A 25148-nucleotide genomic window follows, 5' to 3' on the forward strand; every position below is an offset into this window, starting at 1 on the left:
TTAAAATTGGGAAAGTTCAATCACCATGAATCTTAAAATTGAAAATCCACCTGTGACTTTACGTGAGTTGTGTTTGAACAAACTTCGTAATGCCATTATTACGGGATACTTCCCCTCTGGAAAAAGATTAGTCGAAAGAACCTTGTGCGAAGAACTTGGTGTAAGCCGTTCAGTGGTTCGAGAAGTCATTCGTTATTTGGAAGCAGAAGGTTTGGTTGAAATCCTGCCGAACAAAGGACCTATTGTGTCCTTGTTGGATTGGGAACTTGCATCACAAATTTATGAAATTCGTCTGTTATTGGAACAAAGTGCAGTTGCTGATTGCACCAAGAACCTCACCGATGAAACGACAACTCTACTCAAACGTTTACTCAATGAACTCGAGCAAGCATTCGCTACTGATGATATTGATCTGATTATTTCAACCTCAGCCAAACTTTACGAAACCATTTTTACCACAGCCAAACATTTTATCGCTTGGGAAGTTGTGCAACGTTTAAATGGACGTATCAGCCGTCTGCGTGTCATGACCATGAAATCCACCAAACGACAAATTTCTGGTTATCAACGCATTAAAAATATGTGTGAAGCAATCTATTTACATCAGGATGCTGAAAAAGCCAAACAAGCAGTTGCAGAACATATTGCAGAAGCAGCATCAGTGGCAAAAAATATTTTGAATGCCTGAAAGCATAGACCGTGAAATGATTTAAACCTCAACAAAGGAATGAAAAGATGTCTGCATATTGGATTGCCCACGTCACCGTACATGATTTAGAACAGTACCAACAATATATGGCTTTAGCTCCATTGGCTTTTGAAAAATACGGAGCAAAATTTCTTGCACGTGGTGGGAAGTCATTGGTGATGGAAGGTTCTGAATATGCACGACATGTCATTATTGAATTTGTAGATTTGGCCACAGCTCAGGCTTGTTATCACTCCGAAGAATACCGTAAAGCCAGATTGGCACGTGAAAATTGTGCTGATGTCATGATCAGTATTGTTGAAAGCTTAGACTAAGTGATTGGAATATTTTAAGGCAGTGCTTGATCGATGCCATTGTTCAATAGATTGAAAAGAGCAGCTAAACTCTTTTCAATCTGCTCGCTGACTGGTTCTCACTGTTTGGAAAAACTTAGACAAGGCATATTAAAAGTCCAAAGAAACTGACAACATATATGTTCGTGGAGCGCCCAGTGCTAAACTGGATAACTGCGGCATTCCCCAATAAGCTTTATTGGTGACATTATTCACACTGGCACGTATGGTCATTGGAAACTGTATTAGCGCTGATTTATACCTTGCGCCCAAGTCAAATAATGTTCGACCTGAAGCAGATAATGTATTTTCCTGATTGATATATTGCTTAGAAACCGCAGTTGCATTTGCTGTCAAAGTCAAGCCATCTAAGATCGACGTATCCCACTCTAAGCCCAGCTTAGCTTGTTGTTTTGCAACACCTGTTGCGGTATTGCCCTGATTTTTTCCGCCTGCTGTTTTGGTTAATTCAGGATCAATATAAGCAATCCCCCCCAGTAGACGAACATGCTCAACAGGTGTCGTTAAAAAGCTCCATTCAACACCTCGGTTACGCTGTTCGCCATCCGCAGTGAAAATATTGGTCACTGGGTCTGTATAGCTACTTGGTTTTTCAATTTCAAACACGCTTAAAGTGTTACTGAATTGACCGATATCAACTTTTAATCCCACCTCTTTTTGCTTGGTTTTAAAGGGTGCAAATACCTCCCCAGCATTTACAGCAGTATATGGAGCGGTTGTTCCTTGGCTTAATCCTTCAATATAGTTTGCATAGAGTGACAGATAATTCGTGGCTTTAAATAAAATTGCTGCGCCTGGTGTAGTCGCACTTTTGTCATAGCGAGAAATTCGGTTGCCTGTGACAATATTAAACGATTCGCTCACCACCTCCTGTTGTCGTACACCCACGGTCAGTTGCACCTTGTCTTGGGCAAAAGATAAAGTATCGGCAATACCATAACTACTGAGGCGCGAAGAAGTTTTTGAGATATGTGGTGTATTAAATGGTACTGGTTTTCCCCATACTGGATCATATAAATTTGTGATCCATTCAGCACCAGCAACATTTCTGACTCCATAATCATTTTGATCATGTTCATAATAGGTCGCATTGGCAACCCATTGGTGGGCAACTACACCTGTATTCAAATGTCCTTTGAAGCCAATATCTGCCGATTTTTTTTCAAGATCAAATGCCAATTGACCCATTTTAGTTTCTAAAGTTCCTTGTTGATCAAGCACTGTGGCGGACATTGCACCATTATATTTATAATCAGTTTTGCTCTGTCCATAACTTGCATAAGCCATCAACTGGTCATTGATATCATATTCACCACGTATCATTGCTCCCTTATCTTTGGTTTCAACAAATGACCAGTCTGGATTGAGTAAAGTATCTGGCTTAGGCGGTTTTGGAATATCCACCCCGGGCGCAAGGTTAATTCCTCGATTCACACCGTCTACACGATCCTCTGCACGATATAAATCTGCAGAGAAACGGGCATTTTCTCCACGCCAGTCGAGTCCTAAAGAAAATTGTTGGGTCTGCTTATCTTGATCTTTGATTGCTCCATTTCCATCACGATAGACACTATTGAAACGCACACCAAATGCTTTATTTTCTCCAAAACGTCTCCCCAAATCCAGATGTCCCCCCCATTGGGAGTCTGACATATACGTTGCCGTGAAACGGTTTAATGCTTCATCATCCGCCCTTTTGGTCACCAAGTTAACCACACCTCCTACCGAACCTGCTGGTGGCATTCCATTTAACAAAGCCGAAGGTCCTTTCAAAACTTCAACTCTTTCAAACATCTCTGGAGAGGTGCGATAAAAAGGTGTAATTCCAAACATTCCATTCATCGACATATCACTGGTACTCGATGAAAATCCACGAATGTAGTAATTTTCACTCCACCCACCACTCGCCCCATTGGTAAAAACAGAAGGATCAGTTTTTGCAATCACCTCAGTGATATCTTTAGCTTGTTGGTTTTCAATATATTGATCTGTATAGCCAATACTATTAAATGGCGTTTCCATGAAGTCTTTATCACCCAGAAAACCTAGGTTATTTTGCGATGAAATCTGTCCTGCAAAAGTTGAAGATTTATCTTGTAACGCTTGTACATTGATGGTCGGTAATTGTGGTGATGCGGATTGAGACAAGTTTAACTTTTGGGTGTCTTCTGCATGGACTAAAGAAATCGGGAAGCTTAATGTAAGCCCCCAACCCAACATCATTTGTGCAGAAATCAAGTTTTTAAGCTTAAATTTAGACTGTAAACATCTGAATAATTGCGTTTGACCAGTCGATACAACGCTATTGAAAAATTTCATATCTGTATATCCATTGATTTTTTAGACACAGCTTTCCTGAGCACACTTTTTTCAATAAAAGTATGCGATCTGAATATCTGAACGGTATGTTTTTGGCTAGATGTTTATCTGGCTATAAATTTATCGTAGAAAGACTTAATTCATAGTCGATACCCCTTGAGAACATCATTCATTAAAATTTGCATAGAACTCGGACTTGCTGCCGTGGTGTACCACGCATCTGCATCAACAAAAACAACTTTGCCTGTTTTCCATGCTTTGGTCTGACGCAACAATGGATTGCTAACATTTTGTGCATCAATTGTTGGGCGATGTTCCATAACCGCAGTACGGTCTACGATATACAAAATATCGGGATTCGCCTGTTGAATGAATTCACTCGAAATAGGTTGTCCATGCAAACTGGTATCTACCATCGTACTGGCAGGTTTTACACCCAAGTCATTAAAAATAAAGCCATAACGTGACTGAATACCAAAATTACTAAATGCACCATTGTTATGTAGAACCACCAATGCTTTTTCTGGACGAGTAGCAGTTATCTGTTGAACTTGTCTAATTTTTTTATCTAATTCAGCCACTTTTTGTTGAGCCAAAGCTGTTCGATCAAAAATTTTTCCCAAACTCATCAAATGGGTTTTGATCATGTCTATATGATGATGCTGACTGTTATTAAAGTTGATGTCATAGTGTAAAGTCGGTGCAATTTTAGATAACGCTTGATACTGATTTGCTTGTAATGGCGTCATCAAAATAAGATCAGGCTTTAATGCATAGATCTTTTCCATATTCGGCTGAACAATAGCACCGAGATCTTGAACATTTTTATCTTGTTTATACTTGCTTAAAAAGTGTGGTACATAGTCCTTTGGCATTCCCGCTATAGGAACATCCAATTGGTCGAGAAAATCTGCCTCATTCATATCCAATACAGCAACACGTTGCGGTCTATAATCCAGTTGTGTTTTACCCAGTTCATGTTTAAACACAATAGGCGTATCAAGTTGAATAGTCTGTTGTGTTTGGTCTTTGGGTTTGATTTGATCGTTGGATTCTTGGCAAGCCGTGAAATTCAACATGACCAAAATGGCAACCACAAGACGTTGAGATTTGTTGTTCCAATTCATAGATTCAAGCTCCTGATGAGTTGAAGTAGTTACACATATAGCCATGCTCACTATAGCTAATGTCAAAATTTAGCTCGTACAGGTCACTTAACTGTGCCGCAGTAATCACCCTTTGAGTTGGTCCACTCAAATAAACCGTATTGTTTTTCAAGGCGACAATATGATCTGAATAATTTGCAGCGAAGTTGATATCGTGAATCACTAAAATCACGGTTCGCCCCTGTTCATCACACAATCGACGTAAGGCCTGCATAATATGAACAGCATGTTTCATATCGAGATTGTTGAGAGGTTCATCCAATAACAGCACCTCAGTTTGCTGTGCAATGGTCATTGCCAAAAATGCCATTTGACGCTGACCACCACTGAGTTCATCGAGATAACTGTCACTCAAAGCATCTAAATCTAGAAATTCGATTGCTTCATCAATCACATGATGATCATATGAAGTCAATGAACCACGACTATAAGGAAAGCGCCCAAAAGCTATCAGCTCTTTCACGGTCATCCGCAAATTCATCCCTGGTGTCTGTCTGAGGGTTGCCACATTCTTGGCATATTCCGCGAGGTGTATCTCCCGAATATTTTGAGTATTGAATAAAATCTCCCCCTGATCTGGTTGAGACAAATTTGCCATCATCATCAATAGCGTCGATTTACCTGCACCATTGGGACTAATCAAGGAAGTTAACTTTTTTTCAGGAAAATCAATGGTCACTTCAGAGAGTATATTTTTGACACCATAGGATTTATAGATATTACGAACACTGATCATGTCACACCTCGAGTACGGACCACTAATATGAGAAAATAAATACCGCACACCAAATTGATCAAAATACTGACTGTCGTTTTATAATTAAATACATGTTCAACAAGGATTTGAGCGATCAGAAAAATTGCGACTGCAACCAGACACCCTATCGCTAGAGTAAATTTATGCTGATAACTTTTTGCAATGGCATAAGCGATATTGGCAATAAACACGCCCATAAATGCTGTAGGACCAATTAAACTGGTTGAAACTGCCACCAAAACGGCAATCAAAGCCAAATAAAATTTGACATAGTGATGATGATCAACGCCTAGTGATATTGCTTGTTCACGCCCTAAACTTAATACGTCCAAAATTGGTAAAGTATTCAGCACTCGCCATAAAACATAGACAATCATAATCACAGCAAAGATCAGGGTTTCTGACTGAACACGGTTAAATGATGCATAACTTAATCCTTGAAAAACTGAAAATTCACCCGGACTAATTTTTAATTGAATAAATTGAGTGACAGTGCCAAGCACCATGGTAAAGACCAAACCAAATAGCAAAAGCTGAAAAATATCTTTGTGTATGCGCGATAATAAAAATAGATGAAGTGCCCATGAATAGAACAACATCAGAAAAATACCCATAAAAAACTGAGCAGTTATGCCAAGCCATAACACCCCTTGAGTACCAAAAATAAATAACAATAGGGCTTGCCAGAGTAAATAAACCGCTTCATAGCCCATGATGGCGGGTGTTAAGACACGATTGCCCACAAGAGTCTGAAAAATGATAGAGGTACATGCCACACAAATTCCGCCCAATACAATCGCAGCAAGTCTAAATAGGCGCTGAGGAATGACATAATCCATATCAAAGTGGGAACCGAAGAATATAAAAACAATTGCAAGAGCAACGGTTGCACATAGCATTGTGCCGAGCTTGTTTATATTCATTAGCGCAGCCCTCTCAGTATCAAGAGCAAGAAGATCACTCCTCCTGCTCCACCTGCGGTGAGACCGATAGGAACTTCAAATGGATAAAGGATAGAACGCCCAACAATATCGCAGAGTAGAAGTAATGAAGCACCAGCCAAAGCAACGATGGGTAAAGTTTTTGCTAAATTCTCACCATACTTCAAAGCCACCAGATTGGGGATCACCAACCCTACAAATGGAATTGCTCCAACTGTAATCACTGTTGCTGAAACTGTAACTGCTACAAGCAATAAGCCGATTGCAGTCATCGTGGCATAATTTAGCCCCAAGCTTGATGCCATGTCTTCGCCCATACCCAGTACAGTGAAACGATGTGCAAAAATATAGGTCAGTAGGATGATGGGTAAAATAAAATAAATAATTTCATAGTGCCCTTGGATTACACGAGAAAAATCTCCCATCAGCCAAGTTTGCATACTCTGCATGATATTATTTTGATAGGCATAAAATTCCGCCAGGGCAGTCAATATACCGCCATACATTAATCCAATCACAGGGACTAATACGGTGTTCTTAAAGCGAATTTGGCGAATAATCACAATGTAAAGCAAACTGGCAATCAGACAGAAAAGCATTGCAAATAGCATTTTACTCAATGTACTTGCTGCTGGAATGAGCGTGAGTGACACCAATATCCCAAGTTTTGCTGCATCTAAACCACCCGTGGTTCCAGGTTCGACGAAACGGTTACGGACAATATGTTGTAAAATCACACCACATACAGATAAGCCAATACCAGTCAAAATAATGGCAATCAAACGAGGAATACGGCTTGCAGTCAGAGTCAACCATGCTTCACTCGACATGGATAACAAGCCATTAAAATCAAGTTGTTGTGCACCAAGCAAAAGTGAACTAATACAAAGCACACAGAAAACAAAAAATAAAGCTAAAGGCATTTTGAAGTTGCCTCAGCCTGTATTTTTTTGCTAATTTTCCATCCCTTAACGTTCTGACTCTGTTTTAAATATTTGGCATAATAACCACCACTTAAGCACAGTTGTGAAGGTGTTCCTTGTTCAATTATCTGTCCATTATCTAATACGACAATATGATCGGCTGTTGCAATGGTTGAAAGCTGATGGGCAATCACCAATATGGTTTTTTTCCCACGTAAATCGTTTAACACCTCAGCAATAATTGCTTGATTTTCTGCATCCAAGGCAGCAGTTGCTTCGTCCACCAATAAAATTGGTGCATCTTTAATCAGCGCCCTAGCAATCGCAATGCGTTGTCGCTCTCCGCCTGAAAGTCGAGCGCCCCCCTCACCTGTCTTGGTCTCAAGACCTTCTGGTAGACGAGCAATCATTTCTGAAATCCCCACTTTTTCAGCAACTTTTAGAATATCTGCATCTGTTGCATTGGGCTGACCAATTCGAATGTTTTCTGCAATCGTGCCAGCAAATAAATAATTATCTTGAAAAATTTGACTGATCTGTTGGCTAAGCTGTTGATCAGGCAGTTGTTTAACATCAACCCCACCAATCAAAACTTGACCTTGATTGGCATCAAAAAAACGGGCGATCAATTTGACCAACGTGGTTTTTCCTGAACCCGATGCCCCGATCAATGCCGTCATCGTTCCTGAAGGAATGAATAAGCTCAGGTCTTGTAATATTTTTTGCCCATCTTGTGTATATTGAAAATCGACATCTTTAAACTCAATTGAAGCATCTACAAGCTGTTGTGTTTTTTTGCCTTCTGTGAATACTTGGATATTTAAAATATCTCGCATTTCCTGTAACTGACTGTCTGCACTGCGCAACACTTCGCTATAACTTGCGACTTCTAATAATGCATCAATAAAGCGGCTGATAAATAACAACGATATGGCGATACTTAGCATATCCTGACTGAGAAAATGCCCTGTCATTTGCTGATTCACGAGCATAAACATAGCAAAAATTAGCAGGACAAAAACAGCTTGAATTGCCCATGTATTCATTACTGAGGATAACGATGACAGTAAAATCAGTTTAAAGCTGGCTTGACGTTGTTGATCAATTGCTTGATCAAGAAATCGCTGGCTATTTCCTTCAGCATTAAAAGCACGAAAAACAGATTGTGCCTGTGCAAACTCCACAACACGCTGACTGGTTTCAGCAAAACGCTGCTGATAAGTTTCATCTGCATATTTTGCAATTCTTGAACTGAACCAGAACACGACGACAATTAATGGAATTGCCAACAACGCAATTAATCCTAAAATGCCATATATAAACAGTAAACCGACAATAATCACCAATGGTGTAATCACCCCAGAAATTAAAGGGGTAAAAACATGTGCTGGAAGCTGTGCAACAGACATCATGCCTTGTGTCACCAGATGATTAAATTTTGCTGTATTTTGAGGATTAAACCAACCGACAGGTAGGCTCGCAACATGCTGACCTAGACTTAAACGAGCATGTTCTAAAAGTGCAATTCCAACCTTGATTCCCATTTCTTCAACAACACGGCGTAAGCACCAACACAACACAATTCCAGCAAACAATAGACTCAACCAAAGTCCAATTTGTTGAATATTACCAAGGATTAACTGTGACAAAATCAATCCCAGTAGCAAAATGCTCAAACCACAAATTAGACCATATACCAGAGCAATCCCAAGATAACGATGAAAAATAGAAACATCGTCACCCAACAGTTGAGAAAATGTTTTCAGCATAGGGTTTCTCCAGTTGATTGTTGGGTATGTTTGTCGAGATGTGACCACAATTGGGCATATAAGCCTTGATGGTTTAAAAGTTGCTTGTGCGTACCCTGCTCAATGATTTTCCCTTGATCGAGCACCAAGATACGGTCTGCATGCATAATGGTCTCCAAGCGATGTGCGATCACTAAAAGAGTTCGATGTTGAACAAAATTGGACAGTGCATTTTGGATAGCCATTTCATTTTCGATATCCGCTGCTGCTGTCGCTTCATCGAGAATAAGAATGGGTGGATCGAGTAGAATTGCTCTAGCTATACTGATCCGTTGGCGTTCACCACCAGAAAGTTGAATCTCATCACCGATCATGGTTTGGTATTGTTTGGGTAAACGCATAATACGATCATGAATATTGGCTGCTTTTGCTGCTTGTTCAACCTCCTGCTGGGTTGCATTAGATCGTCCTAAAGCAATATTGTCATAGAGACTGGCATGAATCAGTTGTGTGTCTTGCAACACAAACCCTATTTGCTGATACAACATATTTGGCTGAATATTGCGCAAATCGACTCCGCCCAATGTAATATGACCTTGGCTTGGGTCAAAAAAACGTAAGATCAATTGCGCTATGGTTGATTTTCCTGCTCCTGATGGACCCACGATGGCTGTAAAGGTTCCAGGTTGCAGCGAAAAATCTAGTTGAGATAACACCTCATGCGTTTGATCATAGGCATAGCTCACCTGATGAAAACAGACTGTCTGATCTTCGAGTACAAGTGATTGTGTTGTTGGAGAGACCTTTAATATCGGTTTTTCTAACAATGCCAATATTCGTTGTGCTGCAGCATCGCTAGCTTGCAAATCATGCAATAGGGTATGCAATAATAAAACGGGGGCACAGATTGCCGGAGCAATCAAGACAAAAGCCAATAAATCGATGGGATTTAACCACCCTAGATATATGAAAATTGCGCCACTCAGCATGACCACACCCAATATCGTGATCGGTGAAATCATGGCATGTGCATGCGCCATAGATTTAACCAACGGGCGAGTAAACACTTTAAATGCGTGTGCAAAAGTACGAACAGCCTGCTGATAACCCACCGAAGCTTGTCCACTTTGGGCGAAAGTTTTTACGATCGGAATTGCACGGGTAAATTCAACAGCAGCACTATTAATCTGCCCCATTTGAACAGCAAAATCTTGGATATTCTGCTCACTTGCATGCATGGCTTTGCGCAAAAAAAACACAAAACCTACGAATGGGAGCAGTGACAGAACTGCCATTCGCCAATCGATATAAAATAGAAAGATAACAGCAATAATAATAATACCTAGCGCTCGTCCAACAGCTGGATAAAAATGCGCAGTCAAACTATGAAGCTGCCCCATATCATCTTGAATAACTTGTTTTACTTCCCCAGAACTTCGTTGTGTAAACCATCCTAAAGGCAGTTGAGTAAGATGCTGAGTAATATCTTTTTGTAATATCCCAGTGATTTTATGGTCTGCTAAATGTGCAATGAATTCACTGAGGGTGATCAATAACATCCCCAACAATAAACTTCCCAAACAGCCTAACAATATCCATAAGGCATCAGATAAATCGACGTTAGACATCTCTATGGCACTGTGACCAAGAAACAAAACTTTGACGAAATAGGCAATGCCGATGAGTGGCACTAAAGTCAGCATTGAACCCAAAGTAGCAATCAACGAAGCTAAAAATAAATGGAGCCGTATGGGTTTCAGAACAAAGCTGAGTGGGTTAATAGGTCTAGGCTGAATTTCATTTACATCACTTGCACACATAACATAAAAAACCTGTTTTGATTATTCACGTTCCGCCAATTTCTGATGTTTTTAAGAAAATGACAGCAAACCTATCCATAAATACAAATGAGAATTAATATCAATAGATTTAGTTGCATTGTAGTAAACTAATTAAATAAAGTAAACGGATTTGACCCACTTCTCGTCACATGGCAACATGAAAAAATCAATTGTATGGAATAATTATGCCTCCTTTAGCCAAATCATCATCTCGCGGACGACCACGTACAATCACCCATGAGCGCATCATGAATGCTGGTATAGAGATAGGTTTATTGAATATTACTTTTGTAGGTGTTGCCGCTGCGTTGGGTATTAGCCATATGGCTTTATATAAACATATTGCCAGTCTGGAAGAGCTTAAATATCTAATTGCAGAAGAAATTTTTCTGAGATGGCAGATTCCCCTACCAAAATCTCCTGATCAAATAGAATTAAAAGAATATCTCATTATTTTTATGCATTCACTGCGTGAATTGGTCAAATCAAATCCAGGTTTTACCCCTTATTTAATTCGTAGAATGGCATCAACACCATCCATGGTGACTAAAATACAGCACCATCATCAGGCTGTTGCTGAAACCTATCAACTTACTCAAGAACAGGCACGATGGTTAAATGCAACGATTGCTTTTCATTGCATTGCTGTCGCTGACACCATTTACTCTGTGGCAGGCAAAGACCCGATTAAGGCTGATCATCGAGAAATGGAAGAAGCGGAAATGGAAGCAGAATTCATCCAAAGTATGCAAGCATTAATTATCGGCGCATTACACATGCTGAATATAAAATAACGCTATCTATAATTTCTCCATGTATATTTCATATCACACGAATTGTTAAATTTTCTTAGCATCAAAACTGTGAAGAAATCACGATGGATTGAAGGTAGCAGCAATAGCATGTCTACATCAACCTATCATGATTTCATTTACATCATATCTTTACATCAAGATCGTCAAACTCAGTTAAACCCTGCCCTTGTTGAACCAGCTTTGAATAATGTTCCAATCGAGCTTCATCGATAACGCTACTGCTCACACCTGCTTTCCAATAACCAAATACACGTACATCTTCTTTTGCCATTTTGAGTTGTTTTAGACAGAACTCTCGGATTTGGCGAGCTTGCTGACGTTCACAGGCTGCCCAAATTGTCATCTCATCAATACATTCAAGTTGTTGCACCTGTTCAAATAAACCTTGATTTTGAACATTCTGCTTAAGCCCAGTTTGATTAATGAGATGATAATTGACGCCCTTAATATCAGGTAATTCACTTAAGAGTTCAGCTTCGTGAGTGTCCAAAAATATCTCAGCTTGAACATGTTCTGGCCATTGATGCAACATTGCATATACAGCAGGAATACCCGTGTCATCAGCAAAAATATAACATTTTTTGCTTGTTTCAAAATTTGGGTTGGTATGTACACGAGGTCCAGTCAATGCCACCTTTGCGCCTATTTTTAGTGTATTTAGCCATCGCATTGCCGGACTTGGAGATGAATGACGCACTAAATCAATTTCAATTTCTTGGCTGAGCTTGTCAAAAGAGCGTATGGTATAAATACGTGAAATTGGTCGCGAATTTACACTTTGCTCTACATCAATCCGTACCGCTAAATTGGCAGTACTCCACAATTCAATTTGATCCGTTTCAATTTTCCCACGTAGTCGTATGATTGAATCAAAGGGTTGAGTGAGTGAGGTAATCGTCATTTCGTGATGTTGCATCCCACTCATATGATCTTCTTTTTCTAGTAATTCAACGTTTTGAGTTTTCATAATCTATTACCTTTGGCTCTATTTTATCAATTCGTTATCTAAATTAGCTGTGTTGAAGTACCAGCTTTTTTAACCGATGTCTAAAACAATAGCATAATAAATAATGATTATCATTTACAAAATCATAGAAAAGGCAAATTTCCCCCTTTAATAATACGTGAAAAATCTTTCTTTAAATTCAAATAGAATATTATGGTTCAACACGCTCTAAAATACGTGGACCAGACCCCTCTTGCCCCAGTACATCTTCTGGATTTCGCAAAGGACATTGTTTTAACGACAAACAACCACAACCAATACACCAATCCATCTCATCTCTTAAACGTGTCAGTTTTTGAATTCGTTCATCTAAATCTTTGCGCCAACGTGACGACAGTTCAGACCATTGCTCCGCACTTAATTTGCTGCCAATTGGATAAACACTCAATGCCGTTTTTATCTCCTCCAAAGAAATTCCCACTTTCTGTGCAACTTTAATAATTCCGATATAACGTAAAACAATTGCTGGAAAACGACGTTGATTACCATTGGTTCGAATGCTTTTGATTAAACCCTTAGATTCATAAAAATGTAAGGTTGACACAGCCACACCACTGCGTTTGGCAACTTCACCCACCGTCATCATTCGATCAAAATCAATTTTTATGTCTTTTTCCATTGCAATATTCCTCAACATTACTTGAGGTTTTATAGGTTAAGCCGCTTGATTTGTCAATTGATCTACTCACAATCATCCTCAAGCTTTCAAGAATTATTTTGGTGTTTAAGACCACAGCTTTAGTCTACAAATTTAGCTCAAAACATCGAGATCGAACTATTCTTAAGCAACCTAGAACAGCTCAATTTTATACTGAAAAAACCGTTGACCTCAATATAACTTGAGGTTTTAGACTGCTTGACACGGTGGTAAACAACACCAACAAGCTATTCTTTTTTAAGAATTTTAATCATTCAGTCTAATTTCTTCTGGAAATATTCTTATGCCTTATTTGGTTAAATTAAGTTTAGAAAGCCAGTGGCTGTGGGTCATTGTCAAATGTAGCCTCGCCTTTTTATTTTTAAGTTCGGGGCTGGGTAAAGTGATAGATGTTGAAGCTGGATATATGGAAATGCAGGCAGCAGGTTTAACACCTGTATGGTTTTTCAATTATGCTTCAGCACTGATTTTACTGGTTGGTGCTTACTGCATTTTATTTGAACGGCACATGTGGCTAGGTTCGTTGTTGCTTTCTATATTTTTGCTCCTGACCATTTTTATCGTACATACTTTTTGGACAATGTCAGGGCTACAAGCCACAATTGCGTTTTACTTTGCGATTGAACATATTGCTGTGATCGGTGGGCTTTGGAGTATTACCATTGCCAGCCATTTTCGCCAGCAACTCCGTAGTCATGGAGTCATTGCATGAAAAGTAAAACACTGATTTTCACAATGAGCATGATTGTACTGTTAATCGGCTGCGGCAGTTATTTTTATATCAGCTCTAGTAAAGCAACTGAATCACCCTCCTCCCAATATCCACTTGTTAAAGTTGCCCTAAGTACAGTCACTGAACAAACGGTGCCACAAACACTTTCCAGTATTGGTGAATTGGAAGCAATTCGACAAGTTCAAGTCTCTTCTGAAAGTAGAGGAATGATTGAGAAAATTTATTTCCAATCAGGACAGTATGTACAGCAAGGACAGTTATTGGTACAACTCAAAAATAATGTTGAACAAAGCGAATTAGGTCGTTTACAAGCCAAACTGAAACAGGCAGAAATGACCTATAAACGTAGCCAACTACTCATCGATAGCCATGCGATTTCACGTGCGGAATTGGATAGTGCCTTGGCTGATCGAGATATGACACGTGCTGAAATACAACAACTTCAAGCCACAATTACACAAAAATCCATTCGAGCACCATTTTCAGGTGTGATGGGCATCCGCCAAGTACATCAAGGTCAATTTTTAGAAGCTGGAACAGGCATTGCCAATCTGGTCGATTCACAACAAATGCTGGCAAATTTCACGTTGGATGAACAACTGGCATCAAAACTCAAATTGGGACAATCTGTACAGCTACAAATTGATGCATATCCTGAAAAAACCTACACCGCGATTGTCAATGCCATCGAACCCATCGTAAGTAAGTCTCGAACCATTTCAGGACAAGCGATTGTGAATAATCAGGATCGCCAACTCAGACCCGGAATGTACGCTAAATTAAGCATTCAAGAAGCTCAACGCTCAAGTTTGGTTATCCCTGAAACCGCAATCACCTATACCGCTTATGGCAATACTGTTTTTGTTGCCAAACATGACGCTCAAAAAATTACTGTACAACGCGTTACTGTCGAGGTGGGTGAACGCCAACAAGGACGTATTGAAATCAAATCTGGGTTAAAAGCAGGTGATCAAGTTGTGGTTTCTGGGCAGTTAAAATTAAGTGATGGTATGCAAATTGAGCCTACGCTGAATACGCTCGAACACCTCACATCTTCAGTAAAACCTGAAGTTTAAGAGGGTCATGTCATGAAGTTTACCGATCTTTTTGTCAAACGCCCTGTACTTGCGCTGGTGGTAAGTACCTTAATTTTATTGGCAGGCTTATTTGCCTTAAATAAACTGCCGATCCGTCAATACCCACAACTTGAAAGCTCAACCATTAGTATCAGTACCGAATACCCCGGTGCATCCGCTGAACTACTACAAGGTTTTGTTACTCAACCGATTGCACAAGCCGTCTCTTCAGTTGAAGGGATTGATTATTTGAGTTCTTCTACGGTCCAAGGACGTAGTGTCATTACGCTTAGAATGCAATTAAATCGAGACTCGACTCAGGCATTAACCGAGGTTATGGCTAAAGTGAATCAGGTTCGCTATAAACTGCCACAACAGGCTTTTGATCCTGTGATTGAACGTTCCTCAGGTGAATCAACGGATGTTGCTTATATTGGATTTTCCACAGAACAATTGTCATTGCCAGAGTTAAGTGATTATTTGTCCAGAGTTGTCGAGCCAATGCTCTCCACCATTGAGGGTGTTGCCAAAGTACAATCTTATGGCAGTCAACGTTTAGCCATGCGAATTTGGTTGGATGCAGATCGTCTAGCAAGTCGAGGGGTTACGGCTGCTGATGTTGCTAACGCCATTCGCCAAAATAATTATCAAGCTGCGCCGGGACAGGTTAAAGGTGAGTTGGTGATTTCCAATGTCAATGTCTCCACCAACCTCATCAGTATTCAAGATTTTAAAAATCTGGTGATTCAAAATAACGGACAGAATTTAATTCGACTTCAAGATGTCGCTACAGTTGAGTTAGGTGCAGCATCGACAGAAACCAGTGCATCTATGGATGGAAAGCCTGCGATATTTATCGGATTACAAGCCACGCCAACAGGAAATCCATTGGTCATTGTTCAAGGCATTAAAGACAAACTACCTGAAATTCAAAAGACCTTGCCTCCGGGTGTCAAAGTCAATTTGGCCTACGAAACAGCACGCTTTATCGATGCATCGATTGATGAAGTTTTACACACTTTTATCGAGGCACTGTTGATTGTCATTGCAGTGATCTATTTATGTTTAGGCTCTTTGCGTAGTGTATTGATTCCAGTGATTACTATACCTTTGTCCATGTTTGGTGCATTGGGACTGATGTTGCTTTGTGGCTTTAGCATTAACTTGTTGACTCTTTTGGCGATGGTCCTTGCGATTGGGCTGGTGGTGGATGATGCAATTGTGGTGGTGGAAAATGTCCATCGTCATATCGAAGAAGGCTTATCTCCAATAGCGGCTGCGATGATTGGTGCTCGAGAAGTTGCAGGTCCAGTGATTGCAATGACCATGACCCTTGCAGCAGTCTATGCGCCTATTGGTTTAATGGGAGGGCTCACAGGTTCTTTATTTAAAGAGTTTGCATTTACACTGGCTGGCGCTGTTTTAGTTTCAGGCATCATCGCCCTCACCTTATCCCCAGTCATGAGTTCATTTCTGCTTCAATCTAAACAGCAAGAAGGAAAAATGGCAAAGGCAGCTGAATGGTTTTTTGAACAGTTAACGCAAACCTATCGAAAAATATTGGATTTTTCATTGCATCACCGTTGGATCACTGTACTTTTTGCCATCGGTGTTTTTGCCAGTCTCCCCTTACTCTATCAATTGCCACAAAAAGAATTGGCGCCTCTCGAAGATCAAGCTAGTGTACTGACAGCCATTAAAGCGCCACAACATGCCAACCTAAAGTATGCTGAACATTTTAATCTTGAACTGGATAAAATCTTTTGGCGTTTTCCTGAAACCAGTACAACATGGATTATTAATGGAACTGATGGACCCGCTTCCAGTTTCGGTGGAACCACGCTTTCCTCATGGAAAGAACGTCATCGCTCTGCGGATGAAATTCAACAAGGTCTACAAAGTCAGGTCGGCAGTGTAGAAGGTACCAGTATATTCGTGTTTCAAAACCCATCGCTGCCCGGCTCTACTGGAGGCTTACCGGTACAGATGGTATTAAGGACTTCGCAAGACTATTCTACGCTTTACCAAACCATGGAGAACATCAAACAGAAAGCGCGTGACAGTGGGCTTTTCGTGGTGGTCGATAGTGATCTAGATTTTAATAATCCCATGACACGGATAGAGGTTGATCAATCCAAAGCCAATAGCTTAGGGATACGTATGCAAGATATTGGCGAAGCACTGGCAACATTAGTCGGTGAAAATTACGTCAATCGTTTCAGTATGCAAGGACGTGCTTATGATGTAATACCACAAAGTATTGGTCAGCAGCGCTTGACATCACAAGCATTAACCCAACAATTTGTCCGTACAGATCAAGGCTCACTGATCCCACTTTCGACTGTGGTACATTTGAGTGAACAGGTCGAACCGAATAAACTCACTCAGTTTAATCAGCAAAACTCAGCAACTTTTCAGGCGATTCCTGCTCAGGGTGTATCTTTAGGTCAAGCTTTGACTTTTCTTGAACAGGTCGCTGTGGAATTACCAACAGGTTTTAGTTATGACTGGCAAGCAGATGCACGTCAGTATATGCAAGAAGGCAACAGTTTAATGTTTGCATTTTTAGCGGCATTGATCGTCATTTATCTAGTGCTGGCTGCTCAATATGAAAGCCTGATGGATCCTTTTATTATTCTGATCACTGTACCTCTTTCGATTTGTGGTGCGCTGATTCCTTTGGCGTTTGGGCTTGCAACTGTCAATATCTATACCCAAATTGGTTTAGTCACACTAATTGGTTTGATCAGTAAACATGGTATTTTGATGGTTGAATTTGCCAATGAACTGCAAGTTCACGAAGGTTTAAATCGGCGAGAAGCCATTCTAAAAGCAGCTCAAATTCGTTTACGTCCGATTCTCATGACCACTGCGGCAATGGTGTTTGGTCTGATCCCTCTACTGTTCGCCACTGGTGCTGGCGCACATAGCCGTTTTGGCTTAGGGCTGGTGATTGTATGTGGCATGCTGATTGGAACATTCTTCACCCTATTTGTTTTGCCAACCATATACAGCCTGCTCGCACGTCGGCATAACCAAGATGCTGAGTCTGGTCGTTTTAAAGCACTTAAACAATTTGAAACTGCGGAATAATGGAGTTTGATTCAGGAATGAATTAAAAAACGATTCAATTCGTATGATTTAATCAGTCAAATAGATACCTTAAAATCATTCATGATTTACTAGTGAATAATTGAATAGGGAATAATTCAGGTATGCAAAAAACTGGTGTTAAATAAGCGTTCACTGTTGTGACTTTACAAATGGCTTGGGATGGCGACTTTTGTCGCCTCCCAACTCATCACAGCACGATCACGATCTAGTGAGAAATCTAAAAGACAAACGCTAATTTTTCAGTAATAGTATCGATTAGAATGCAGTTTTATCACATTGAATGATCCACGCTTGATTTAATCAATCCCCCTCAGCAACGTCTCTATATTTCAATTTCTTTGCTGACCATTGCTGAAGCTATCGCTTGTGCTGTGGACTTTACCCCCAAACGCTTACGAACATTTCTTAAATGATTTTCGACTGTTCGCTCTGAAATTTTTAAGATTTCCGCGATTTCAATCTGTTTATGTCCGATTGCAGCCCATTTCAGTACTTCTTTTTCTCGTTGGGTCAATTTACGCTGCTGTACCGAAGTATCAGGTCGATAGGATAAAATTTTTCGGAATGCAAGCTGACATATCATTTGAAGCATTAATTTAAAATCATCACTGACATCAGACAGGTTTCCTGCAAAGGAAAAAGCACCTTCTAAACCAGTTCGACCAAAAAATAGGGACTTGTATTCCGCTGAGCTCATCTTGATTCGACGTATTTTTAATAACCCGATAGCTTTCTTTTCCGGTTTTTTTATTTAAAGCCTTTGTCCAAAAAAAGGGTTCATCATATTCAAAAATATGACGAGTGATGGGGCAACGACGTAAATAGATTTCACGCTCATCAATATTTTCAACATTCGACCAAGGTCCTGAAACAAAGAAAATTTCATCTACCCATTCACTTTGATTGTGAGGGAAAACACTGCAAACAATAATACGATCAAAATTTAATGTTGCTGCAAAACTCACCAGAATCTGAAAAACCTGTTGCAGTTGATGCGCCTGTTTCAATTGATGCACTGTCTGAAACAATAGATCAGCCAATTGATGTGGTGCAAATCGTAGCGCATTATTTGTCAATTTTAATCTCTTGGTTAAAAATCAGCATTAAATTTGTATTTATTATAAACTTTTCAATTAAATTTTTAGCATCAAAAGTAGTCTCCACTGAGACTACTTTCCTCAAAGTTTAAACCAATTCAGGATCAGCCAGTAAAGTTTCAGCCGCTAATTTACCCAGATTATTTGAAGCTAAAGGACTATCTCCAGTCAGGAGTTTACGGTCTTTATGTACTTGCCCAGTGATACCTTTATTGAGAATTTTTACCCCCAATTTTTCTAGGTTTTCACCCACCAACCATGGCAAAGCACCCGGCATATAACCAATTTCAATATTTGCACCTTGATCTAAAGAATCTGGAAAAACACAAATCTCATAATCTTTAAAAATATAGTTTTCAGGCTTTTCATCTACAGCGGCAGCAAGTAATGATGCCGGACCATGACATAAGGTAATCACATACTTATCATGTTTTACCGCCCACGCTAGTAATTGTTTTACCGCTTTACTTTCTGGAATTTTTGCTAACACACCATGCCCACCCGGGATAAATATACCAGCATAAGGCGAATTTTCACTGATCGCCTCAGTAAGAATATCGTCAAGCTGCAATGGATTTTTAAGTTTTTCAGCATACTTGTGATAAGTATCTAAAACAGCTTGATCTTCATTGGGCATTGCCCACATTTCAAGTTTGACAGGATTACCCGAAAGTGTAGCCACCTCCACTTCAAAACCAGCAGCATCTAAATGAAATACAGGAAGAAGCATTTCTACAGGATGATTCCCTGTTGAAAAAAACTTTCCATTTTGCATCAAGATATAACGCTCATCCGTTGCAATCATCAGTATTTTTTTATTGCCTGTATACGGTGTCGGATAAGTTGTCCCATCGTAATCAGTTTTTGAAGATGTATATTGACTTAAAGAGTATGGGGATGGGAAAAAAGCATTATCTTCAGCTAAATCTGGGGTTGGCAGTTTACTTAATTCAGTCATGTTACGCTCCAAAAAATCTTTTTGTGGTTAGGCTTAGGAACTAGAGTATATTCTTGAGTAAAACACGTTTTGAATGAGGGAAAACCCCTAGACATACAAATTTAAAACACAAATATGCAGTACATTTAAATCAGATATCATTCAGTGAAAATAGGTATCTGATTCATCTGATGAAATATGACAAACATGATTCAATTAAAAATGTAATTCTGTTGTTATATTTGATTTTTAATATTTAATTGAATAATTTAGACTCGCAGCATTTTTTTCTTTTATTCTTTTTGATCATAATAAGTAGCTACAAAACCAGAAACTTAATCTAAATAAATAGATTAAGTTTCAAGCGCATATCGTATCAATCATAGATCATTTTTACATGATCAAAACAAGGATTAAATTATTTCCATTCCATTTCGCCTGTGAGCACTTTAGAACTCAACTCCAAAGAACTTTCTTCAGCTAAATTTGGATATTTTTCCTTTAATGCAGCGATAACTGATGCAGAATCTTTATGATCCTTTAAAACTTTATCGACATCCACAAGATATTGGTAAGTGAAATCAATGGCTTGTGTTGCCTTTGGAATATCACCGATATAATGCCCAGGAATAACAGCACTTGGGCTTAAACGCTTCATTTGTTTCAGTGTTTTCTTCCAAGCATCTCGTTGTTTTTCACTTTGTGTATCTGCTGTCCACAAATGAATTCCAGAAGATACCCCTACCCCACCAAGAATGGTACGGTTATGTGGTACCCAAAGATAAGATGCATATTTGCCAGGTGATTTAATTTCAATTTTTTCACCTTCTAATTCAATTGATTTTGCTTCAGTGGCATTCGGAACAATCACTTGAGTGGGTGCAGCATCTTTTAAAATCGGTCCCCAATAGGCGAATTTACCAACTTTTGTGGCTTCAATATGCTTAACCACTTCTGGCGTAGCGATCACTTTAGCATTTGGAAAAGCTTGAACCAAAGGTTCTAAACCAAAGTAATAATCTGGATCACCTGCGGTAATCACAATATATTGAAGATTTTTACCACTGTCTTGAATCAACTTGACCAAGTTTTTAGCATCATGCGTGCTAAATTGTGCATCAACTAATATTGCATCCTTCTCCCCCGAGATTAGAGTCGAAGTCACAGGAAAAATACCCTGAGTTTGAGGGTTATACACTTTATAGGTAAGTTCTGTCGCAAATGCTGAGGCGCTCAAAGCAACTGAACTGACTAGAATAGATTTTAAAAATAATTTCATTGCCTTATCTCTCTTTAGAATTAAATGAAGTTTTAAGTAATTGTTGCTCTACAAAACGTACCAAATCCTGTGGTTTATTATAAAAACCATGAATAGGAAGCTGACCAATCTCCGCATGTTGGTTTTCAAAAACCACTGTAGGAAAACCTTGTCCTCGTACACGTGATAACAGTTGACGTGTTTGATCTATGTGTTGATCTAGCTGATTTTGATCCACAGCTTCTAAGTATTTTGACCACTGTTCAGGGCTAATACCCAGTTCAGCAACGAGCTGAGCAAGCACACTATATTGTGTGACATTTAAGCCTTTCAGATAGTAAGCTTGTTGTATTAAATTTAATAACACCATCATCGAATCATGACCCAGCGCCTGCTTGATACTTAACAATGCATGTGTTGCAGGAATTGAGTTCATCTTCAAGGTGCTGTCTTTGAGCAAGCCATTTTTATAATCGTCACCAAAGTTTACGCCAGTGAGTTGATGGATTTGCTCATCATAATGAATAATTTGTGCACGCATTGCAGCCGTCATTTGTGGTTGATGATCTTCACTATATAAACCACCAAGATGTAAGCGTTGAAGATTTGGAAAACCTTCCTCAATTGCATTTATCAAAAGCAATGCACCATAACTCCAGCCACAAATCGGATCAATAATCCAGTGCAGAATCGGAGACGCCATAAACTTCCTCTTAGAAATAGATAGACTTTCGAAATATGCAAAACACATTTCAGCTGATATTTGTTATAGTAAAGAAGACAATTACTTTTTGTAAGTACTTACAAAAAAGTAAGTGACTTGATCTTGGAAAATCTATGAAAACTGACACGTCCTGTTTAGCAGCAAATGTTTTATCAAAAAATTGCCCGTCTCGAATGCAACTAATGCATTTAACTAATCGTTGGGGCGTACTGGTGATGTTTTGTTTGAGAAGAGGCACGCATCGTTTCAGTGAATTGAGACGTAGAATTGATGGTATCAGCGAAAAAATGCTGACCCAAACTTTACGTGATTTAGAAAATGATGGTTTTGTTGTGCGTAAAGAATTTCCTGTCATTCCACCGCATGTTGAATACTCTTTATCTGAAACTAAAGGTGTTGAGGTCGCTGAAAAAATTTATGACTTGGTGCATTGGATAGAGCAGAATAGCAATTAAGTTGCTTGCAGAATGATCTTAACGATCCTACCATGAGGATCGTTGATTCAAAATTATAAATTAACTTTAACAGCCACGTTTTTCCTTCGGGTTAGATGTGGCGAGATGACACGCTTAACGTTTACATTCTTTAATATCTCACGTTTAATTTGATGTCATACATGGAACCATTTGCAAAATCTAAAATTATTTGTTGGCTGAATAGCGCAAATACTTTTGAATTCCACAGAAATTTTACTACTTAATGGATCATCACATTCAATATTATAGTGCAAATCAATTTGCATTAATCCATAGATTTCTCAGCATTAAAACTTTTAATTTCATAAGGTAAACCGACATAGTTTTCTGCCAATGTGGTTAATCCAGCATTTGATTCTAAAATATAATTCAATTCAGCCTGTTTAATTTTATGATCAAACTCGCTTTCTGTTTCAAAACGATGCAGTAAATGCGTCATCCACCATGAAAAACGTTCCGCTTTCCATACTCGCTTCAAGCATTTTTCAGAATATTCTTCAATGCCTTTCTCCGAGTCATTGTGATAAAAATCAATCAAAGCATGTGATAAATAAGCAATATCAGAGGCGGCTAAATTTAAACCTTTTGCACCTGTAGGAGGTACTATATGCGCGGCATCACCTGCCAAAAATAATTTTCCAAATCGCATTGGCTCTGTCACAAAACTACGTAAAGGTGCAATACTTTTTTCAAGGGAAGCCCCTGTTACTATTTTTTCACGGCTTTCTTCATCCAAACGATTTTTTAATTCATTCCAAAATCTTTCATCCGACCATTCATCAACATGATCTGTCACAGGGACTTGCAAATAATATCGACTCCGTGTTTGAGAACGCATACTACATAAAGCAAAGCCCCGTTCTGACTGCACATAGATCAACTCATTTGATACAGGGGGTACATCTGCAAGTACACCTAACCAACCGAATGGGTAAATCTTTTCAAAAGTTTTGATTCTATCTTGAGGCACACTTGCACGACAAACCCCATGATAGCCATCACAGCCTGCAATAAAATCACATCTGAGCTGGTACGATTGACCATTATGCTGAAAGCTAACATACGGGTTTTGCTCAAAATCATGAATTTGTACATGCTCAGCTTCATAGTAAGTAGGTAAACCTGCCGCTTCACGAGCATGCATTAAATCTTTTGTGACTTCCGTTTGTCCGTAAACCGTAACTTGCTTCCCCTGAGTTAATTCAGCTAAATCGACACGATACTTTAAGCCATTGGTTAAAATTTCAATACCATCATGTGGCAGTCCAAGCTTTTTTAAGTTCTTGTCCACACCCGCTTGGGCTAATAAATCTACAGAGACCTGTTCAAGAATGCCTGCTCGAATGCGTGCAGCTACATATTCAGCACTACGTTGTTCAATAATCACATGGGAGATGCCCGCTTTAAACAACAGTTGTCCAAGCAATAACCCTGCTGGTCCTGAACCAATAATCGCAACTTGTGTGGTTAAATTTTCCATAATATTTTCTCCATATCCTGACACTTAAATTAATTTCTTTGCTGTACTTTTGATATGGTGAAAACTGGATAATCACCGTATAGTGGTAACAATGACCGTATATCGGTCAAATACAATCGAGAATGAATGAACGATGAGATACGATTTAGTCAAAAATGAAATTTCAGGTGAAACCATTAAGCAGGACGACTACATCGCTGGACTTGCCAAAGGACTGAGTTTACTTGAAGCTTTTGGTATTGATCGTCAAAAACTCAATTCGACTCAAGTTGCTGAACGTACTGGATTAAGCCGCACAGCAGCTCGAAGATATTTAAGAACTTTAAAATATTTAGGTTATTTAGAAAGTGATGATCATTATTTCTGGTTAACACACAAAGTATTACGCTTATCGAGCTCTTATCTGAGTTCTGCTCATCTCCCTAAAGTTGTACAACCAATTTTAAATTTATTGAGTGCACAAACAGGTTTGACTTTTTCATTGGTGGTTTTAGATGAACATGAAGTTGTACCAATTGCACGAAGTTATTTACCCCAACAAGATAATCTACGCGTAAGTCCGTACGGCATGCATTTGGGTAATCGCTTACCTGCTCATGCAACTTCAACAGGTAAGGTTTTACTGGCAGCACTGCGTCCAGAAGAGCAAAAAAAATGGCTGAACAAATATGGTTTAAAAAGACTTACTGCTTATACCATCCAAGATGAAACTCAGTTTTATCAAGTATTAAATCAAGTACAAAAACAAGATTATTGTTTATCAAAAGAAGAGCATGAATTCGGTGTTATTGCGATTGCCGTTCCTGTTTTAAATGGTCAAGGTGATGCCGTCGCAGCGCTAAACTGTATTGCACAAACTCATCGGATGACTGATGAACAACTGCTTCAGCAAATTTTGCCTTTACTGAGAAATACAGCTTATGAATTAAGATGTATGATTTAAAATCATACTTATATTTTAGCCTAACCTGTATCATTATCCCAGCTCAATTGAATGAGATTGCTTCATATTCACCA

General features: G+C 39.2%; 23 protein-coding genes. 8 read left to right on the forward strand and 15 right to left on the reverse strand.

From position 1 onward, the window contains the following. Positions 1 to 25: 25 nt before the first annotated feature. Positions 26 to 688, forward strand: coding sequence for a GntR family transcriptional regulator (locus AAV97_RS10765; RefSeq protein WP_005033289.1), 663 nt, complete (start codon positions 26 to 28; stop codon positions 686 to 688). Positions 689 to 735: 47 nt separating this feature from the next. After that, the gene (locus tag AAV97_RS10770; RefSeq protein ID WP_005033291.1) at positions 736 to 1023 is read left to right on the forward strand and encodes a DUF1330 domain-containing protein; all 288 of its coding nucleotides are present in this window, start codon (positions 736 to 738) and stop codon (positions 1021 to 1023) included. A 129-nt stretch (positions 1024 to 1152) separates the two neighbouring features. Here AAV97_RS10770 and AAV97_RS10775 read toward each other — a convergent pair whose 3' ends face one another. From AAV97_RS10775 to AAV97_RS10805, 7 genes are all read right to left on the reverse strand, one after another. After that, positions 1153 to 3381: a TonB-dependent receptor gene (locus AAV97_RS10775; RefSeq protein WP_046760561.1), complete on the reverse strand. Its 2229-nt coding sequence runs from the start codon at positions 3379 to 3381 to the stop codon at positions 1153 to 1155. Between the two features lie 140 nt (positions 3382 to 3521). Next, entirely contained in the window at positions 3522 to 4508 is a 987-nt protein-coding gene (locus tag AAV97_RS10780) for a siderophore ABC transporter substrate-binding protein (protein ID WP_046760562.1), read from the reverse strand. Positions 4509 to 4512: 4 nt separating this feature from the next. Then, positions 4513 to 5283 carry an ABC transporter ATP-binding protein gene (locus AAV97_RS10785; RefSeq protein WP_046760563.1) on the reverse strand — a complete coding sequence of 257 codons (771 nt, stop codon included), beginning with the start codon at positions 5281 to 5283 and terminating at the stop codon, positions 4513 to 4515. Next, on the reverse strand, positions 5280 to 6227 hold the full coding sequence (locus AAV97_RS10790; RefSeq protein ID WP_046760564.1) for an iron chelate uptake ABC transporter family permease subunit: 948 nt from the start codon (positions 6225 to 6227) through the stop codon (positions 5280 to 5282). Before AAV97_RS10790 ends, AAV97_RS10785 begins: the two co-directional genes overlap by 4 nt. Beyond that, positions 6227 to 7168, reverse strand: a complete 942-nt coding sequence (locus AAV97_RS10795) for an ABC transporter permease (RefSeq protein WP_046760565.1) — start codon at positions 7166 to 7168, stop codon at positions 6227 to 6229. Before AAV97_RS10795 ends, AAV97_RS10790 begins: the two co-directional genes overlap by 1 nt. Continuing rightward, positions 7159 to 8937: an ABC transporter ATP-binding protein gene (locus AAV97_RS10800; protein WP_046760566.1), complete on the reverse strand. Its 1779-nt coding sequence runs from the start codon at positions 8935 to 8937 to the stop codon at positions 7159 to 7161. The genes AAV97_RS10795 and AAV97_RS10800 overlap by 10 nt, the downstream gene beginning before the upstream one ends. Then, positions 8931 to 10736, reverse strand: a complete 1806-nt coding sequence (locus AAV97_RS10805) for an ABC transporter ATP-binding protein (RefSeq protein ID WP_046760567.1) — start codon at positions 10734 to 10736, stop codon at positions 8931 to 8933. The genes AAV97_RS10800 and AAV97_RS10805 overlap by 7 nt, the downstream gene beginning before the upstream one ends. A 206-nt stretch (positions 10737 to 10942) precedes the next feature. Between AAV97_RS10805 and AAV97_RS10810 the strand changes: the two genes are divergently transcribed. Next, a complete protein-coding gene (locus AAV97_RS10810) occupies positions 10943 to 11551 on the forward strand; it encodes a TetR/AcrR family transcriptional regulator (protein ID WP_005033306.1) in 609 nt (202 codons plus the stop codon). 142 nt (positions 11552 to 11693) lie between these two features. Here AAV97_RS10810 and AAV97_RS10815 read toward each other — a convergent pair whose 3' ends face one another. Both AAV97_RS10815 and soxR read right to left on the reverse strand, forming a co-directional pair. Continuing rightward, on the reverse strand, positions 11694 to 12539 hold the full coding sequence (locus AAV97_RS10815; RefSeq protein ID WP_010590936.1) for a siderophore-interacting protein: 846 nt from the start codon (positions 12537 to 12539) through the stop codon (positions 11694 to 11696). Between the two features lie 190 nt (positions 12540 to 12729). Further along, the gene (gene soxR, locus AAV97_RS10820; RefSeq protein WP_005033313.1) at positions 12730 to 13197 is read right to left on the reverse strand and encodes a redox-sensitive transcriptional activator SoxR; all 468 of its coding nucleotides are present in this window, start codon (positions 13195 to 13197) and stop codon (positions 12730 to 12732) included. Positions 13198 to 13519: 322 nt separating this feature from the next. Here soxR and AAV97_RS10825 point away from each other — a divergent pair, with 322 nt between their 5' ends. Genes AAV97_RS10825 through AAV97_RS10835 form a run of 3 tightly spaced genes read left to right on the forward strand, consistent with a single transcriptional unit; the run spans position 13520 to position 18138 of the window. Further along, positions 13520 to 13948, forward strand: a complete 429-nt coding sequence (locus tag AAV97_RS10825; RefSeq protein WP_005033315.1) for a DoxX family protein — start codon at positions 13520 to 13522, stop codon at positions 13946 to 13948. Continuing rightward, entirely contained in the window at positions 13945 to 15045 is a 1101-nt protein-coding gene (locus tag AAV97_RS10830; protein ID WP_046760568.1) for an efflux RND transporter periplasmic adaptor subunit, read from the forward strand. Before AAV97_RS10825 ends, AAV97_RS10830 begins: the two co-directional genes overlap by 4 nt. A 12-nt stretch (positions 15046 to 15057) precedes the next feature. Continuing rightward, positions 15058 to 18138, forward strand: coding sequence for a MexW/MexI family multidrug efflux RND transporter permease subunit (locus tag AAV97_RS10835; RefSeq protein ID WP_046760569.1), 3081 nt, complete (start codon positions 15058 to 15060; stop codon positions 18136 to 18138). 343 nt (positions 18139 to 18481) lie between these two features. Here AAV97_RS10835 and AAV97_RS21405 read toward each other — a convergent pair whose 3' ends face one another. The 5 genes from AAV97_RS21405 to AAV97_RS10855 form a co-directional block, all read right to left on the reverse strand. Further along, positions 18482 to 18856: a helix-turn-helix transcriptional regulator gene (locus AAV97_RS21405; RefSeq protein ID WP_228136538.1), complete on the reverse strand. Its 375-nt coding sequence runs from the start codon at positions 18854 to 18856 to the stop codon at positions 18482 to 18484. Beyond that, a complete protein-coding gene (locus AAV97_RS21410; protein WP_228136539.1) occupies positions 18774 to 19235 on the reverse strand; it encodes an autoinducer binding domain-containing protein in 462 nt (153 codons plus the stop codon). Before AAV97_RS21410 ends, AAV97_RS21405 begins: the two co-directional genes overlap by 83 nt. Before the next feature lie 109 nt (positions 19236 to 19344). Beyond that, a complete protein-coding gene (gene hchA, locus AAV97_RS10845; RefSeq protein ID WP_046760570.1) occupies positions 19345 to 20214 on the reverse strand; it encodes a glyoxalase III HchA in 870 nt (289 codons plus the stop codon). 397 nt (positions 20215 to 20611) lie between these two features. Further along, positions 20612 to 21472, reverse strand: coding sequence for a Vmh family MBL fold metallo-hydrolase (locus AAV97_RS10850; protein WP_046760571.1), 861 nt, complete (start codon positions 21470 to 21472; stop codon positions 20612 to 20614). A 4-nt stretch (positions 21473 to 21476) separates the two neighbouring features. Further along, a complete protein-coding gene (locus AAV97_RS10855; RefSeq protein ID WP_046760572.1) occupies positions 21477 to 22154 on the reverse strand; it encodes a DsbA family protein in 678 nt (225 codons plus the stop codon). A 134-nt stretch (positions 22155 to 22288) separates the two neighbouring features. Here AAV97_RS10855 and AAV97_RS10860 point away from each other — a divergent pair, with 134 nt between their 5' ends. Then, on the forward strand, positions 22289 to 22630 hold the full coding sequence (locus AAV97_RS10860; RefSeq protein WP_046760573.1) for a winged helix-turn-helix transcriptional regulator: 342 nt from the start codon (positions 22289 to 22291) through the stop codon (positions 22628 to 22630). A 286-nt stretch (positions 22631 to 22916) separates the two neighbouring features. Here the strand turns inward: AAV97_RS10860 and pobA are convergent, their stop codons facing one another. Beyond that, entirely contained in the window at positions 22917 to 24131 is a 1215-nt protein-coding gene (gene pobA, locus AAV97_RS10865) for a 4-hydroxybenzoate 3-monooxygenase (RefSeq protein WP_046760574.1), read from the reverse strand. A 133-nt stretch (positions 24132 to 24264) separates the two neighbouring features. On the opposite strand from pobA, the gene AAV97_RS10870 reads away from it, so the two are divergent. Beyond that, positions 24265 to 25074 carry an IclR family transcriptional regulator domain-containing protein gene (locus tag AAV97_RS10870; RefSeq protein WP_046760575.1) on the forward strand — a complete coding sequence of 270 codons (810 nt, stop codon included), beginning with the start codon at positions 24265 to 24267 and terminating at the stop codon, positions 25072 to 25074. Positions 25075 to 25148: the final 74 nt, after the last annotated feature.

This window comes from Acinetobacter sp. Ag2 (genome assembly GCF_001005515.1).
GTDB classification, from domain to species: domain Bacteria; phylum Pseudomonadota; class Gammaproteobacteria; order Pseudomonadales; family Moraxellaceae; genus Acinetobacter; species Acinetobacter bereziniae.